This is a genomic window from Clostridium sp. UBA4548 (genome assembly GCF_002387895.1).
In the GTDB taxonomy this organism is placed as follows: Bacteria; Bacillota; Clostridia; order Clostridiales; family Clostridiaceae; genus Clostridium_J.
The window spans coordinates 111,303-126,915 of sequence record NZ_DGLI01000044.1 but is presented as its reverse complement, the minus strand read 5'-3'; the positions used below and the strand labels follow the sequence as shown (position 1 = coordinate 126,915).

The following is a 15,613-nucleotide window of genomic DNA, read 5'->3' as shown; positions in this document are numbered from 1 at the left end:
TAGAATCTCTCTTAAAAATATAACGGTTTAAACCGTACCTGCTTTTCACAAGTAAGCTCATAGACAAGTTCATATCCCTCTACTACTACATCACACCAAACTGCAGCTCTCTGAAAATAAATAAGATATTACTACTTCTAATCAATGCAATAATTTGTTAAATTGTTATTAAAATTATAGATTAAAACTTATACATTGTCAATGGTATCTAAAGGTTATTTATTGGTGAATAGACTTTACAGTTTGTATTTTCTCATTGCATTAATAAAAACTGTAAGGGCATAATCAAATAAGTAAAAGACAAATTGAACACCAATTAGTATTAATACTATATTATAATTTAAAGTGAAATTTGGTACAAATAATCTTTTGTAAAGATAAAAATTTAAAAAGGTTAATAAGTTAAAATAAAGCAGTTTTAAAAGAATTTCTAAGGTTGTATTTCTTAGTCTTTCCAAAAGAAACTTAACTATTCCGTAAGGACCAAAGAGAAGAGTATATAGCATCCATACAGACTTTACAGGAACTAAAAAGTAACACAATATAGAGGATGCAATGAATACTAAGATAGAATTATTTAAACTAGTAGTTATTAGGGCTAGAGGTATAATAGCAGAGGCTACCCCTAACATGAATAAGGTGTTAAATTTTAAGATGGTGGTTAAATAAAGTACTATTAGAGTCAAGGTAACGAAAAGACCACCTTTGGCAATATAAGATGACTTATTATTCAATGTATTACCATCCCTTCCAAAATAAAAAACTTAGGCATCGTGAAATTAGTATAGCCTAAAGCTAACTAAATTTAATGGAAAGCTAGCAGAGAGATAAAAAACCTTAAAGTTCGTAAAAGGTTCTTAGCTATTCTAAGTGTGCTAGCTTACTTCAGATGCCAAAGCTTAAATACCTAATAATTTAAGTTATATATTCATTAATTTAACAAGGTTGAAAATCCTATATACAGTCTCCACCCATACATTCACAACAGGTGTCCAACATCCAAATTTTAAAGCACATATTACACATGTCATCATTTCCACCTTTTCTGCCATAGTAATTCTGTCTGTAGGAAGTTTGTCTTTGACTAAGCTCATTTAACATTTGTCTATATTCAAAGTTGTTTGGATCCATACTACAAGCAGTATTAAAAAATCTATGGGCACTATCAAACCAGCCTTTTCTAAAGTGGATCATGCCCATTAAGAAATGCCATTCTCCAGTACGGTTTGAAATAGCATTTAATTTTGCTTCAGCTCCATTTAAATTTCCTCTGTTAATTTCCATTCTAATTTCTTGGAAGGAACTATCTCCACCATAATTTCCGCCATAGCCTGAATTTGAACCTTGAAAATTCTTCATTAATGCATCATAAGCTTCATTAATTTCTCTAAGCTTCTCTTCTGCAAGGTCTTGAAGTGGATTATCAGAAAATTTATCAGGATGATACTTTTTCACTAACTCTCTATAAGCTCTTTTTATTTCTTCCTCAGAGGCACCTTGTGTTACACCCAATACTTCATAGGGATTTCTCATTTTTTACTTCACTCCTCATCTTAATTCTTTCCATTTTTTCCATTAAACCTAATTGTAAAATATTATATAATAATTCTTTGTTTTTTTCCAATGGTAATTTTTCTAGACATCGAAAACAACTATCTGCACTGAGAATTAAATTGAATTCAACTCTTTCACTGATGCAACTAATAAATTCCTCATAACCTTTGTTTTCTGTATTAAAAACTTTATGTATAGCATTGAACTTACCTTTTTTCATGTCCTCTTCTAAATCATCATAAGCATCTATTATATAAATCCAACGACCTAAATTATAACCTAAATTATATAGAGCATCTTTAAACTCCTCATCTTTATAGTAGTAAGAAATTAAAAAACCAGTTAAATCAGCAAATTTGTCGCTAATTTCGTCTATACTAAAGATTTCCGCAGATTTTTCTAAAGAATAAAGTTCATTTAACTTACTTTCCATATACTTTATTAGTGGATTTAACGCATTATCACTAGTATTAACATATTTTTTAATTAGCAGAGATAACATTTTACTATGAAGAGAGTTATTATCTTCATAGTCATCAAGAAGTTTAAAATACATTAAAGAAGTATTGCAAAAAGCAGCGTAATTTAATGCATGGTTATTAATAACTTTCAGTCTCTTACCTATAGGATGAGCAATACAACCATTATTTATATAAGAATTTTTGCTTTTATCTAAAGAATCAAGTAAAATTCCTAAAAAGGTCATATCATAATTAAGAGCAAATCTAGAGATGTTACCAAAATTATTTTTTAGGGAAAGGCACAAACCACAATAATAAGCCTTAAATTTTTCATAATCTTTTATTTTCAACTCCATTTTACATGGCATTACATATCCAAACATTATAGTCCCTTTATTGTTCCTTCCATATTTAAAATTTCAAAAATAGTTTTTGAAGTAGTATCATTCATAGTATAGCCAAGAAGATTCACTATTTCTTCAATTTCAGCTTCAGAGGAAGATTCAATTTCAATGTAAGGAAAAGGACAAAAACTTTTATCGTTGATATCAATTTCAATTAAAGAATCTTTATATCTATAACTTTCCCTATACTTTTTTATAGATTGAACCAGCTCTAATCCTAAAGCCTGAAAGATTAAAGCGCCTTCTTCAGCACTTTCAATTTTACTTTCTCTTTCTTCCATTACCTTATATTTTTCTTGGCTCAAAAGCTTTTTAGTTGTCATATAGTTGATGTTGTCATTGCTTAACATATCTTCAACAACTCTAATTCGTGCATAGCCTTTATTATTTAAAAGCCTTCTATCTGGAAAATCATAAATATTATTTATTTGATTTTCTTCCTTTACTTTAACTGCATTAATTTCATTAAGTTTTTTTCTAATGCCATCTACATCAATTTTGATTATTCTTAATTCCATTTCTTTCAAGGAAAACACTCCTTTAATTTTATTATATATTCAATGTTTAAAATATGAACCAAACACTACCTTAGATTTATAATTAATTGTATCAGTATATAAGGATTCATAAGGTGTATAAGTATTGTTTTAGTGTTTTATAATAATCCAAGGATAGCCCAATAAAAATTTTAAATTAGTCACATTATACCATATATAATTTAAACATAGCTATAATACTATAGAATATCAGTACAAAAAAATGTATAATTAAGTTTGGTATTGGTTAGAAGGCTACACTATAATATTGGTTAGTTTGAAAGCCTTAAAGGAATCAAAGTATCTTTGACATTATAAAGATACTCTAGTTCCCTATAATTACTAAGGAGGGGTACTTTTGGAGTACATTAAAGAGGTTAATCTTAGAGAAGCAGTTATTCATATCTTGGATAATAATGCTGATGAACCAATTTTAAATGAATTTGCATTAGATTTAAATGAAGAAACCTATGATTTTTTATTAAAGCATATTCAAAGATGTTTAAAGGATGAAGAGTTGAAATATGCATTTTTTAATAAAGAAAGAAATATAGTAAAGGATTTATCACAAGAATATTTAAATGGAGAAAACAATATTTTAGATGTTTCAAAGGAACTTGCGCGACAGATGTTTATTTTAATGAGGTCAAAGGGTAACATCCCTTCTTGTGATCTTGTAACTGTATCTTTTTCAACAGAGTATGGAATGTTTTTAGGTATCTTTAAAATGGATTATATTAAGAATTATTTGCACAATATAGAATATGTAGATGATAGAATAGGAATTAATATTATTCCTCAGTTTACAGGGTTACCAGCAAGTAGTTCAAGAATCCAAAAATGTGCTTTTATAAAAGCTATGAACCAAGATAATGAGTATGATTTAATGGTAATTGATAAGCAGAAAAAAAGTAAAAACAATGAAGATTATGGTTCAAACTATTTTATAGATAGTTATTTAGGTTGCACAGTTATCGATAATGAAAGAGATCAAACTAAAAACTTTGTAAAAGTAGCAGAAAAATGGACTCAAAGTGCCTTAAACGAAAATGCAGATAAACAGGAGACGGTTAGAAGAGAGATAAAGAAAAAACTAAAAGAAGAAGATATTATAGATGTGCAAAAGTTCTCAGAAGAGGTTTTTAAAGAGCCGGAAATAAAGGAAAGTTTTATTAACTTTGCAACAGAGGCAGGCCTAGGGGATAGTATACCTGTAGACAAAGAATGGGTAGATAAAAAGTTGAAGAGAATAAGACTCAAAATAGATAAAGATATTGATATATACATATCAGAAGAGGCATATCACGATATTCACAGATTTGAAATTCAAAGAAATGGTGATGGTAGCATTAATATGATATTAAAACATATTTCTAATTATGTTGAGAAGTAGGTGAGATAATGCTAAGAAATAGTAAAAAAGAGTTTGTTTATGTACTTAAGGTTACTGCAAGGTTAAGAGAAGAAGATAATTGGAGAGAGAATCATAGGAAAATTCTAGAAAATCATTTTAAGTATCTTAAAAACCTATTAAGTGAGGGCAAGCTTATTATGGCTGGAGATACCTCTGTAACTGAAAAAGGTGATGTTGAATTAGTAATTATTAAGGCATATACAGAAGAAGAGGCCAAAAATCTAATGAATAACGATCCAGGGATTAAAGAAGGAATAATGGAGGGTAGCATTTACAATTTTAAAATATCTCTTAAATCTTAATGATAATAGGTTGAAATTATAAAAATCATTAAAAATGTAGAGGTTTCCAAAGTAGTTTGTTTTAATCATCTGCAAAAATTTCAAAGCATTAATTTTAGGGGTATGTATAAGTTGATATATAGCTTTAGGTCATAGTAAGAAACCTTAGTAAGAACACTTACTAAGGTTTCTTTAATTATTTCATTGAATCAACAGAACCTAAAACATTTTTAATTTTATCTTCAACTAATGATTGAAGATTTTTTCTTGCTTCACCAAGATACTTTCTTGGATCAAACTCAGATGGCTTTTCAGAAAAAACTTTTCTTACAGTACCAGTAACAGCAAGTCTTAAGTCAGTATCCATATTTATTTTACAAACTGACATTGAAGCTGCTTTTCTTAACATTTCAGTAGGTACACCTTTTGCACCTTTTATTTCTCCACCGTTATTATTACACATTTCAACATAAACTGGGTCTACAGCAGATGCTCCATGTAGAACGATTGGATAGTTATAAATACCAGCTTCTTCTAGTTTTCTAGTTATAGTTTCTAATCTATCAAAGTCAAGCTTTGCTTCACCTTTAAATTTGTATGCACCATGACTAGTACCTATAGCTATAGCTAAAGAGTCTACTCCAGTTCTTTTTACAAAATCTACAGCTTGGTCTGGATCAGTATAAGTAGCTTCGTGAGCTGCAACCTTAACCTCATCCTCTACTCCAGCAAGTTTTCCAAGCTCAGCTTCAACTACTACTCCTCTTGAATGAGCATAATCAACAACTTCCTTTGTTAATCTTACATTTTCCTCGTAATCATAATGAGAACCATCGAACATTACGGAAGTAAAACCAATATCTATGCATTTCTTGCAAAGTTCAAAGGAATCACCATGGTCTAAATGTAATGCTACATCTACACCACTTTCTTCTACAGCAGCAAGTACCATATGTCTTAAATATTCTGGTCTCATATATTTAATAGCTCCTGAAGAACACTGAAGAATTACTGCAGAATTTTGAGCTTTTGCGCCATCAATAATTCCTTGAATTATCTCCATGTTGTTGATGTTAAAAGCTCCAATAGCATATTTACCTTCAAAGGCCTTTTGGAACATTTCTTTAGTAGTTACTAATGCCATAATTACTCCACCCTTCATTTATTTATGTAATGTTTACCACTACTATATCCTTATTATAAATCATGTTTATTACAATTTCTACTAATATGGATATAATTTATAAAAGTTTAAAGTTATTTTATTAATAAAACACTGTTAAATATATTGCATTACTATATAATTTTACGGAATGCATTTAATAAAGAAAATATTGTTAATGGTTACCTTCTCCATTTGTCTTACTTCTTGAAGTAGTGTTTTTATTAAATGAAGAGTAGCAAGAGCTTCAGCCTTATCCTCTTCTTTGCAATACTGGGTAAGCTTAATTACTTCACTGTAAATAACATCTACATTTGCGTGGTTTACAAATACTGTCATATGTCTAACGTGGCCTTCATAAATATCTAATAGTTCAAAGGAGTGAATGTAAGCATCATCCCATTTTTCATCTACGATGTTGTTTTCCATTTTGTTTGCTACGTCTAATAATTTATCGCTTGTTAAGATTATATATTGACTAGCGAAAAAAAGACAAAAGCACATAATTAAGAAAACAACCACAGTTACAACTATATTTCTCATGTCAAATATCTCCTTTGGGTAGCTTTATTTAGTGTTCCCTTTTTTATATTCCTCGGAAGAATTATCTTTATGCTGAAAATATAATTTTTCTGAATTGGAGTATAGAATTGCTATAAAAATATCCTGTGGATCCTTAATATTATTTTCTTTTAATTTCTTATTTAACCAATTTATATCCTTGTTCATTAACTGTAGGTTTCTAGAATTTATATTTCCATCTAATATTACAGGAATTGGAAGTGGTTCATCCTGAATTTCCAGACTTATATCCTCTCTGTTTGGTGGTGACGCAGAATTTTTGGGTATTATGGATATATCACCATTAGTCTCCATCATCGCATAATGGATATCTTTCAAATTAAAATATCCTTTTAATCTAAGTTCTTCTAGTAAATCATCTAAATTATAGCGAAGATGTTTTAACTCTTTCATATCTACTATACCGTCTTTAACTAGTATGCTTGGTTCACCATTTAATAAAGTTCTTAAAGTTTCACTTTTAAGCTCGATTACTGAGGTTGTAATTTGCAGAACTACTAAGGTGGTTATAGGAACAATTGCATAAATTAAAGGAATTCTATTGTCTTCCATAGGGAGGGTTGCTAATTCAGAAATCATTAGTGCAATTACTAAATCTACAGGTTGTAGCTGCCCTAATTGTCTTTTTCCCATGAGTCGCATTATACAAACTAAATATATATATAAAATTGTAGTTCGGATTATTAAATTAAACATGCCATCACCTCTTATGTTAATATGTATATTTTCTTCCAAAATAAATAAAATTATTAGTAAATAATAGATACATTTTTTAAAAATTCAAATATAATGATAGTAATCAATTTATCGAGGTGAAAGTATGGGCAAAATAAACATAACCGTTGGTTCTATTACATTTGAAGTAAATCGAGGGCTAAATGCTTATGAAATAATGAAAAGATATAATTTTGAATCCAATATACCAGTGGTGCTAGTAAGAGTTAATGGTAAGCTTAGTGGACTCTCAAGGGGAATTGAAGAAGACTCTACTTTGGAATTTATAGATATTTCGACAAAACTTGGTATGATGTGTTATATGAGAACTCTTCAATTTGTGCTAATAAAAGCTGTTAAGGATTTATTTCCCAGTGGGAAAGTTACTATAGAACATTCACTTAGCAAGGGTTTATTTGGTGAAATTCACAAGGAACCGAAACTAGGAATAGATGATATTTATACTATAAAGGAAAAAATGAAGGATATAATAGATCAGGATATTAGAATAATAAAATCTGTTTATGATAGGAAAGAAGCTATTGAGATTTTTAATGTGAATGGAATGGATGATAAAGTTAAGCTTTTAGAATTTGTAAGTGGAGAGAGTGCGAAAATTTACGAATTAGATGGAACTATTGACTATTTTTATGGACCTATGGCATATTCAACAGGGGTATTGAAGTACTTTGATTTAATCTACTATGAGCCAGGATTTATTTTAAGATTTCCAATCATAGAAAAACCTACGGAAATTCCAAGATTTGAAGAACATAAGAAATTAGCTAAAATATTCTATGAAGCAGAACAATGGGGAAATATCTTAGGAGTAGGGGATGTAGGATCCTTAAATCAAGTAATTAAAAGCGGGGATATTGTAACTTTAATTAGGGTTGCAGAGGCTCTTCATGAAAAGAAAATTGCTTATATTGCAGATCAGATACACGAAAAAAGTACGGTGAAATTGGTGTTAATTGCAGGGCCATCATCCTCAGGAAAGACTACTTTTTCTAAGAGGTTAGGGATACAATTAAGAGTTAATGGCCTTGTTCCGGTGCCTATTTCTTTAGATGACTATTTTGTCAATAGGGATGCAACTCCTAAGGATGAGTTTGGAGAATATGATTTTGAATCAATATATGCACTAGACTTACCTTTATTTAATGAGCATTTAAAAATTTTATTATCTGGCGGTGAAACAGAGTTACCAACTTACAACTTTAGAACTGGAGAGAGAGAATGGAATGGCAATAAAATGAAGCTACCTGAGAATGGAGTTCTTATTGTTGAAGGTATTCATGGGCTAAATGAAATTTTAACTTCTTCAATTTCTCACCACCAGAAATTTAAGATTTATATTAGTCCTTTGACTCAAATTAATTTAGATGATCATAATAGAATTGCAACTACTGATGTAAGAATGATAAGAAGAATAGTTAGAGATTATTTATCAAGAGGATATGGTGTGGAAGATACTCTTAAAATGTGGCCTTCTATAAGAAGAGGTGAAGATAAAAATATTTTTATTTTCCAAGAAGATGCGGATGCTATGTTTAACTCCGCCTTAATTTATGAATTAGCTGTGCTTAAAAAATATGCTCTTGCAGAATTATATAAAATTCAATGGAATAGCCCAGTTTATGATGAAGCTAGAAGGTTAATAAACTTCTTACATTTCTTCAAGGAAGTAGATAAGGATTTTGTTCCAACTAACTCACTAGTTAGAGAGTTTATTGGTGGAAGTTGTTTTTATCAATATTAATACAAAAGTGCTAGGAGATAATTCTAGCACTTTTATACTAAGGTTTATGTTTTAAATTCTAAAAATGAAAGGATTAGAGTAATAATGAATTGAGGAAATGTAAACCTTTAATAGGGTTTTAAATTAATAATCTAGGGCAACTTACTAATAGGGTTAGAACAGAAAAAATGATATGATTATAAGTATATAGTAGCTTACAATAAGCAACTATATATATATGAAAATAACTGGGTTTTGAGAAAATATACTTAATATACAGGAGGATTTTATGAAAACTTATAGTGCATTTGATATTTTGGGTCCCATAATGATTGGTCCCTCCAGTTCCCATACAGCTGGGGCAGCGAGATTAGGTAAAATTGCTGCAACTATAGCAGAGTATGATATTAAAGAAGTAAGATTTTTACTTCATGGTTCCTTTGCTAAAACCTATAAAGGTCATGGTAGTGATAGGGCTTTGGTAGCGGGTATTCTTGGTATGGATCCTTGGGATGAAAATCTAAGAGATTCCCTTCAAATTGCAGAAGAAAAGGGGATAACTTTCACTTTTGAGGAAGCAGACCTTGGAGAAGTGCATCCTAACACAGTAAAGTTTATTATAAAATCACATAGTGGAATAGAAACTGAAATTACAGGTTCTTCTGTTGGTGGAGGAAATATTTTAATTTTCGATGTGGATGGGCAAAGAGTAGAGTTTACTGGAGAGTATCCAACTCTTATAATTACTCATTTAGATGTACCAGGTATGATTCATAAGGTAAGTACTTTATTGTTTAATGAGAATATAAACATTGCCTTTATGAATGTTTATAGAAAGTCAAGAGGTTCAGAGGCTTCCATGGTAGTTGAAACTGATAGTAAAGTAGATGACGATATCATTGAGAAAATTAAAGCATTAGGAAATATAAAAAATATAGAAGAAATTGTACCACCTATGAAAGGGGAATAGCAAATGTTTGTAAATAAAGCTACAGAATTAATACATATCTGCGAAAGTAATAATATGACAATTGCAGAATATACAATTAGAGAAGAAATGGAAAACACTGGTTCGACCAGAGAAGAAATTATAGAGAAAATGAGAAAAAATCTTCAAGTCATGGTAAATGCCTCAAGAGAGGCTATGGAAAAAGAAGTACACTCCATAAGTGGGCTAATTGGTGGAGATGCAGTTAAGATTAGAAAATATTATGAAGGAAACAACACTTTATGTGGTGATTTTATAGTTAAAGCTATGGCTAGGGCCCTATCTTGTTCGGAAGTAAATGCAGCAATGGGAAAAATTGTTGCAGCACCAACAGCAGGTAGTTGTGGCATAATCCCTGCTGCAATTATAACAGCAGGGGAAAAACTAAATAAAAATGAAGAAGAGTTGATAATGGCCTTACTTTCAGCTTCAGGAGTAGGTATTTTAATTGCCAAAAATGCTACTTTAGCTGGAGCTGAAGGTGGTTGTCAAGCAGAGTGTGGAAGTGCAGCAGCAATGGCTGCCGCAGCAGTGGTGGAAATGATGGGTGGATCGCCCTCAATGGCCTTTGACGCAGCTGCAATGGTAATTAAAAATATTGAGGGGTTGGTTTGTGACCCAATTGCTGGATTGGTTGAAATACCTTGCGCAAAAAGAAATGTAGCTGGAGCTGTAAGCGCACTAACTATGGCAGATGTAGCCATGGCTGGAGTGAAAAGTAAAATTCCTTTCGATGATACTATTATTTCTATGTATAAAATAGGAAGGGCACTTCCAAGTGAACTTAGAGAAACAGCTATGGGCGGTCTTGCAACAACTCCAGCAGGGTTAAGACTTAAGGATAAAATATTAAAATAATAGTTCGTCACTATTTCATATAATTTGAATAATTTATTATAGATAAAATTATATGGAGGAAAAAAGTGAAGGCAACACATAAGAATTTTATAGGATCTTTAAAGTGTAAAAATAAAAAAGTAGTTATATCTAAATTAACCATAGTTTTTTCAATAGCAATACTATTTATTAATACAAAAGTACCTTTGATAAATAGTATTTTATATTCAATTTCAATTATTCCTTTAGCTATTACATTAGGCAAGGAAACCTCTAAAATTTCTGATTACATTGGTGAGAAAAAGGGTGGGTTACTTTCCGCCACAGTTGGAAACGTACCGGAATTGATGATGGGGCTATGGGCTATAAGATATGGAATGTTAGGTATGGCCAAAGCTGGTCTTTTAGGTGCTGTAATAACTAATATGCTATTAGGCCTCGGCATAGCTATTTTTTGCGGAGGAATAAAATTTAAAGAGCAGAAGTTTAACAAGATGATTGCAAGAACTAATTTTAACATGTTGTTATTAGCAATTTCCGCAATAATAATAATTGCTACACTTAATAAGTATAGTTTCATTAGAGAACAACAAATGGTTAATATTAGCGCAATTGTTTCCATACTTCTTATATCTATATATATATTAGGGTTAATTTTTTCTCTATATACTCATAGCAATTTTTTTGTTGTATCACAAGAAAAACTTGAATTAAATAATAACGACAAAAAAGAAACTATTAGAATTTTTATTACTTTAGCATTTATTACACTTTTACTATATTTTACTAGCGAAAAGTTAATAGAAAATATTAATAATATAGTAAATCAGTATAATGTTTCCCAAGAATTTATTGGAATAATTTTAATACCTCTTCTAGGAGCCTTTGGAGAAAATGCATCTAGCATAGTGTGTGCACTAAATAACAAAATTGATGTAAGTTTAGAAACAGCAATAGGATCAAGCATACAAATTACAATGTTCGTAATACCAACTCTTATTATATCATCACTTTTTATGAAACTTGGTATGACATTGTTATTTTCAACCTTTCAAATTATAATGTTAGTTTTATCAATGGCTATGTCATATTTTGTATTTCAGGATGGAAAAACCTATTGGTTAGAAGGTGGTATACTAGTTACCACTTATGTTTTGATAACTATAGCTTATTATTATATAGTTTAATCAATAAAAATATATACACGGAATAATAGCGGGAATTTGAGTTTTAGGTATAAATAAGAAAATACACTAATATATTTATTGTGAAATAATGTGTAGGGTGGGCAGTTATGGCACATAGAAGAGTTATGGAAACCTATTATAAAGATGTTAATAATTTAGCAGATTTATTAAATAAACTTGTAAATTCATATAGATTACTAATTGGTGGAGCTAACGAATTAAATGGAATTGCACTTGCTAGTAAGGGTGATATAAAAGATGCCTTAAAAAGAGCAAGTGAACTAGGAGACATAATTGATGGTGTGATTGATGCACTAGAGGTAAGTACAGAAAATTGTAATTGTTATTGCAAGTTAAAGTCAGAAATTATAAACACTAAAATTCATATGGCTTATATAGAAACAGAAATAAGTGAGGATTTAAAATTGCAAAATTAAAAGGTGAGAAGTTCTCACCTTTTTTTAATTTGATATTTACTAACCATTAGATATGATAGTAATACAACAATTACAATTGGAAGTAATTGAGGTACATTTTTAGTTTCAGTTAAAAGCATAATAATTGCAAATAAACTTCCAGCAATTGTTATAGGAACGCCAGTGAATACATTATTGAAGTCTGAACAATTGTATCTTGCAAGTCTAAAAGCTCCAGCTACAGGAAACAAAATTAATAAAATAAAACCAATGATTCCTAATTTATGAAAGTTATAAAGAGAAAATGCCAATAATGAAGGAGCCACTCCAAAAGATACTAAGTCAGCTAAAGAGTCCAATTCCTTTCCAAGTTCGCTAGAAACTTTTAAAAATCTAGCTACAGTACCATCATATCTATCCAAAACACCTGCTAGTAGTATTAACACTCCAGCAACCTTAAAGTTACCAAGCATTGTATATTGAATTGATAATATACCACACACTAAATTTCCAAAGGTCATTATATTTGGTATTGAGGATTTGTTCATTTAATCACCCCACAAAGAAATATATTATTCTACTATATTATAAAAACCTATATATTAGAATAAAAAAATATATAAAATCACATTTTTATAATAGTAATTTTAACATAAAAAAATGATTATAGATATAGATTACATGAAATAATTAGTTGAATTTTTATTTGAATAAATATTAGGGTTATTTCAAACAATAACGGTGAGGTGATAATATGAAAATAAATGATATAATGACTAAGGGTGTAATTAAAGTTAATGCTGAATCAAGTATTCAAGATGTAGCAAAAGTTCTAAAGGATCATAATATTGGTTCTGTACCAGTTTGCAGAGAAGATAAGGTAGTTGGAATTATTACTGATAGGGATATTGTTATAAGGGCAATTGCTGAGGGAAATACCAGTTTGAATGCGGCAGATGTTATGACATCAAATCCAGTGACCTGCTCATCTAATAGTGATGTAGAAGAGGTTTCAAGAATTATGAGTGAAAGACAGATTAGAAGGATACCAATAGTAGATAATAGCAATTTAGTAGGAATGGTGGCTTTAGGAGATTTAGCTGTTGAGAATATTTCCAATAGTGAAGTAGGAGAAGCATTAAAAGAAATATCTACACCTTGCTGCCCAGACTAACCTATTAAGCCCCTTAAATATTAAAATTTAAGGGGCATTATTTATGGATATTATATGCTAACAAATTTAATAAACTATATTTTATTTATTATGAAAGAAAGGTATAACTAACTTTATATAGGGAGGATATATTGGTGCTCTTAATACTTCTAATAGTGAATAAAATAAATTATCACCTTGAAAACTTATACTTTTAAGAATTACAATGCATTAATATAAAAAATATGGTATATTTAGGTTGAATTTATATATATAATTAAGTTAAGTAAAGAAGTTTATAAGCTTTATTAACTAAAACTAGGAGGTGAATTTCGTTAGATAATTAATCTTATGAAAGAATAGTACATTTTGCAGTATTATCGTAAAAGTTTTATAAGATTTTACTAACGTAATAAAGCATGAAGAGAGTTAAATTTATTTATAATCCGTATTCTGGTGACAATTTAATTGTTAATAATTTAGATAAAGTAATAAAAATCCATCAAGAATATAATCATGTTATTGAACCTTTTAGAATCAGTAACAGTGTAGATATTAAGGATGCCTTTGAAGATATGGATGATAGTTATAAATATATATTAATTGCTGGTGGAGATGGAACCATTGATTCTGTGATTAACAAAATGAAGGAAAGTAAGGTAGACCTTCCTGTAGCATTTTTACCTGTGGGTACTGCAAATGACTTTGCAAAATATTTAGGAGTACCTAGTGACGTGGTATCTGCTTGCAAGCAAATTTTAGAAAGCAAGCCTAAGAGGTTTGATTTAGGAAAAATAAATGACAAGTATTTTGTAAATGTAGCAAGCTCAGGAATTTTCACAGATATATCTCAGAAAACCGATCCTCATCTTAAGAATACTATGGGAAAGCTAGCTTATTATTTAAAAGGACTAGAAGAAGTGACTAATTTAAGAAAAATATATATGAAAGTCAAATCTCCAACTGTGTCTTTTGAAGGCAAAATGTATACACTTCTTGTTTTTAATGGCCAGACTGCTGGTAATATTAAATTTACAGATCTATCTGAGGCAGATGATGGACTTTTAGATGTGGTAATTATAAAGGAAGATGTAGTAAAAAGTGCTTTGAATAACATTCTTATAATGGCTAAGAAGGGAATGGTAGCTGATATGGATGGAGTGTTATATTTTAAAACTGATAAATTAACAGTAGAGTGCGAAGATGATATTGCAACAGATATAGATGGTGAAAGGGGTCCAGACTTTCCACTAACAATAAGCTGTGAGAGAAGAGCTATAAAAATATTAGGTTACAAAGAAAACTAATTTAGTTCATAAAAGTAATTCAATGAAAATATATATAAGTAAGATTGATTTTTGGAGAGTGAGTTTTTGTTTACTTATATATATTTAATAGCAATTTTAATTATGTTCATGTTGATTTATGAAGGAATAACTACATCCTTTACTTATGCACCAACAAAGATAAAAGCTATAACAATAATTGCCATGGTCCTAGTATTGTTAAGATTTTCAACACTACTGCTATTGTTTTTGTATGATAAAATGCAGTATGTTTACTTGTTAAAACCCTTAATTTTTCTAGAACTATTTTATATGCCAATAATTATATTTATCTGCACTTATATTTACTCTAGAAATGATAAAATAAAATTAAGTTTCTTCTATTTACTGTGTGGAATATTTGTTATTGTATATTTCTTTTTGATTATAAAAGCTCCATTAATAACTAATATTTCTGCTATATATGGATACTCAATTACACTAAAAAATGGGTTAAATAGTTATCTAGTTCTATTATTTATTAACACATTTGTGTTTATTTTAGGTTTTAGAGTTTATAGCTTTAAATATTCCAATAAATTAGGAGTAACTATGACCATGGTAGCAGCCTTAGTAACTATAATAGCAACCATAATTTCAGTATTACATGCTGATTTTGTAGGAGCTATTATTGCTGGTGAAATATGCTGGATGGCAACTTTAGATTATGGTTTACGAAAATTCATTAGATAATATAATTTGTAAGCATCTAGGAGATAACTTAGCTATGTATAAGCCTTTGAACAATTAATTTTTATATAATCATAAAAAGCTAGACAAAATAGTGAGTATTCCTGGCTATAATAGTTTTAATAGGATTTCAATAACTAAGAGAAAATTAAGCACTAGAAACTTTAT

The 15,613-nt window shown here is 29.6% G+C and carries 17 protein-coding genes and 1 other annotated feature (1 of these 18 running past the window's edge); of the genes, 10 read left to right on the top strand and 7 right to left on the bottom strand.

The genetic code is table 11. The features are described from left to right. Nucleotides 1-154, bottom strand: a binding site (T-box leader) (it extends 48 nt beyond the left edge of the window). Nucleotides 155-954: 800 nt separating this feature from the next. From B3040_RS16060 to B3040_RS16050, 3 genes are read right to left on the bottom strand one after another with little or no spacing between them, the layout of a single operon-like run. Next, entirely contained in the window at nucleotides 955-1,533 is a 579-nt protein-coding gene (locus B3040_RS16060) for a J domain-containing protein (protein ID WP_017416849.1), read from the bottom strand. Beyond that, complete coding sequence (locus tag B3040_RS16055) at nucleotides 1,517-2,398, bottom strand: DUF5685 family protein (protein WP_291575393.1); 882 nt, start codon at nucleotides 2,396-2,398, stop codon at nucleotides 1,517-1,519. The genes B3040_RS16060 and B3040_RS16055 overlap by 17 nt, the downstream gene beginning before the upstream one ends. After that, complete coding sequence (locus B3040_RS16050) at nucleotides 2,398-2,946, bottom strand: class IV adenylate cyclase (protein WP_291575391.1); 549 nt, start codon at nucleotides 2,944-2,946, stop codon at nucleotides 2,398-2,400. The genes B3040_RS16055 and B3040_RS16050 overlap by 1 nt, the downstream gene beginning before the upstream one ends. Nucleotides 2,947-3,313: 367 nt before the next feature. On the opposite strand from B3040_RS16050, the gene B3040_RS16045 reads away from it, so the two are divergent. Together B3040_RS16045 and B3040_RS16040 are read left to right on the top strand one after the other, a co-directional pair. Next, entirely contained in the window at nucleotides 3,314-4,348 is a 1,035-nt protein-coding gene (locus tag B3040_RS16045; RefSeq protein ID WP_291575389.1) for a nucleoid-associated protein, read from the top strand. Between the two features lie 8 nt (nucleotides 4,349-4,356). Beyond that, on the top strand, nucleotides 4,357-4,671 hold the full coding sequence (locus B3040_RS16040; protein ID WP_291575383.1) for a YciI family protein: 315 nt from the start codon (nucleotides 4,357-4,359) through the stop codon (nucleotides 4,669-4,671). Nucleotides 4,672-4,846: 175 nt separating this feature from the next. Here B3040_RS16040 and fba read toward each other — a convergent pair whose 3' ends face one another. The 3 genes from fba to B3040_RS16025 all read right to left on the bottom strand — a co-directional run bounded on the left by fba (nucleotide 4,847) and on the right by B3040_RS16025 (nucleotide 7,090). After that, entirely contained in the window at nucleotides 4,847-5,794 is a 948-nt protein-coding gene (gene fba, locus B3040_RS16035) for a class II fructose-1,6-bisphosphate aldolase (protein ID WP_291575381.1), read from the bottom strand. A 162-nt stretch (nucleotides 5,795-5,956) separates the two neighbouring features. Then, nucleotides 5,957-6,355, bottom strand: coding sequence for a DUF4363 family protein (locus tag B3040_RS16030; protein WP_291575379.1), 399 nt, complete (start codon nucleotides 6,353-6,355; stop codon nucleotides 5,957-5,959). 24 nt (nucleotides 6,356-6,379) lie between these two features. After that, a complete protein-coding gene (locus B3040_RS16025) occupies nucleotides 6,380-7,090 on the bottom strand; it encodes a DUF421 domain-containing protein (RefSeq protein WP_291575377.1) in 711 nt (236 codons plus the stop codon). Between the two features lie 124 nt (nucleotides 7,091-7,214). On the opposite strand from B3040_RS16025, the gene B3040_RS16020 reads away from it, so the two are divergent. The 5 genes from B3040_RS16020 (at nucleotide 7,215) to B3040_RS16000 (ending at nucleotide 12,298) form a co-directional block, all read left to right on the top strand. Next, a complete protein-coding gene (locus tag B3040_RS16020; protein ID WP_291575374.1) occupies nucleotides 7,215-8,870 on the top strand; it encodes a nucleoside kinase in 1,656 nt (551 codons plus the stop codon). A gap of 268 nt (nucleotides 8,871-9,138) precedes the next feature. After that, a complete protein-coding gene (gene sdaAB / locus B3040_RS16015; protein ID WP_291575371.1) occupies nucleotides 9,139-9,819 on the top strand; it encodes an L-serine ammonia-lyase, iron-sulfur-dependent subunit beta in 681 nt (226 codons plus the stop codon). A 3-nt stretch (nucleotides 9,820-9,822) separates the two neighbouring features. After that, nucleotides 9,823-10,695: an L-serine ammonia-lyase, iron-sulfur-dependent, subunit alpha gene (gene sdaAA, locus B3040_RS16010; RefSeq protein WP_291575362.1), complete on the top strand. Its 873-nt coding sequence runs from the start codon at nucleotides 9,823-9,825 to the stop codon at nucleotides 10,693-10,695. A 65-nt stretch (nucleotides 10,696-10,760) separates the two neighbouring features. Next, nucleotides 10,761-11,861 (top strand): calcium/proton exchanger, encoded by a 1,101-nt coding sequence (cax, locus tag B3040_RS16005; RefSeq protein WP_291575360.1) that lies wholly within the window; start codon nucleotides 10,761-10,763, stop codon nucleotides 11,859-11,861. Nucleotides 11,862-11,968: 107 nt separating this feature from the next. Beyond that, the gene (locus tag B3040_RS16000) at nucleotides 11,969-12,298 is read left to right on the top strand and encodes a hypothetical protein (RefSeq protein WP_291575356.1); all 330 of its coding nucleotides are present in this window, start codon (nucleotides 11,969-11,971) and stop codon (nucleotides 12,296-12,298) included. A 14-nt stretch (nucleotides 12,299-12,312) separates the two neighbouring features. Here the strand turns inward: B3040_RS16000 and pssA are convergent, their stop codons facing one another. After that, the gene (gene pssA, locus B3040_RS15995) at nucleotides 12,313-12,825 is read right to left on the bottom strand and encodes a CDP-diacylglycerol--serine O-phosphatidyltransferase (RefSeq protein ID WP_291575350.1); all 513 of its coding nucleotides are present in this window, start codon (nucleotides 12,823-12,825) and stop codon (nucleotides 12,313-12,315) included. A gap of 206 nt (nucleotides 12,826-13,031) precedes the next feature. Here pssA and B3040_RS15990 point away from each other — a divergent pair, with 206 nt between their 5' ends. The 3 genes from B3040_RS15990 (at nucleotide 13,032) to B3040_RS15980 (ending at nucleotide 15,448) form a co-directional block, all read left to right on the top strand. Continuing rightward, complete coding sequence (locus tag B3040_RS15990) at nucleotides 13,032-13,451, top strand: CBS domain-containing protein (protein WP_291575348.1); 420 nt, start codon at nucleotides 13,032-13,034, stop codon at nucleotides 13,449-13,451. Nucleotides 13,452-13,849: 398 nt separating this feature from the next. Further along, nucleotides 13,850-14,737, top strand: coding sequence for a YegS/Rv2252/BmrU family lipid kinase (locus B3040_RS15985; RefSeq protein ID WP_291575346.1), 888 nt, complete (start codon nucleotides 13,850-13,852; stop codon nucleotides 14,735-14,737). 66 nt (nucleotides 14,738-14,803) lie between these two features. Next, a complete protein-coding gene (locus tag B3040_RS15980; RefSeq protein WP_291575344.1) occupies nucleotides 14,804-15,448 on the top strand; it encodes a hypothetical protein in 645 nt (214 codons plus the stop codon). Nucleotides 15,449-15,613: the final 165 nt, after the last annotated feature.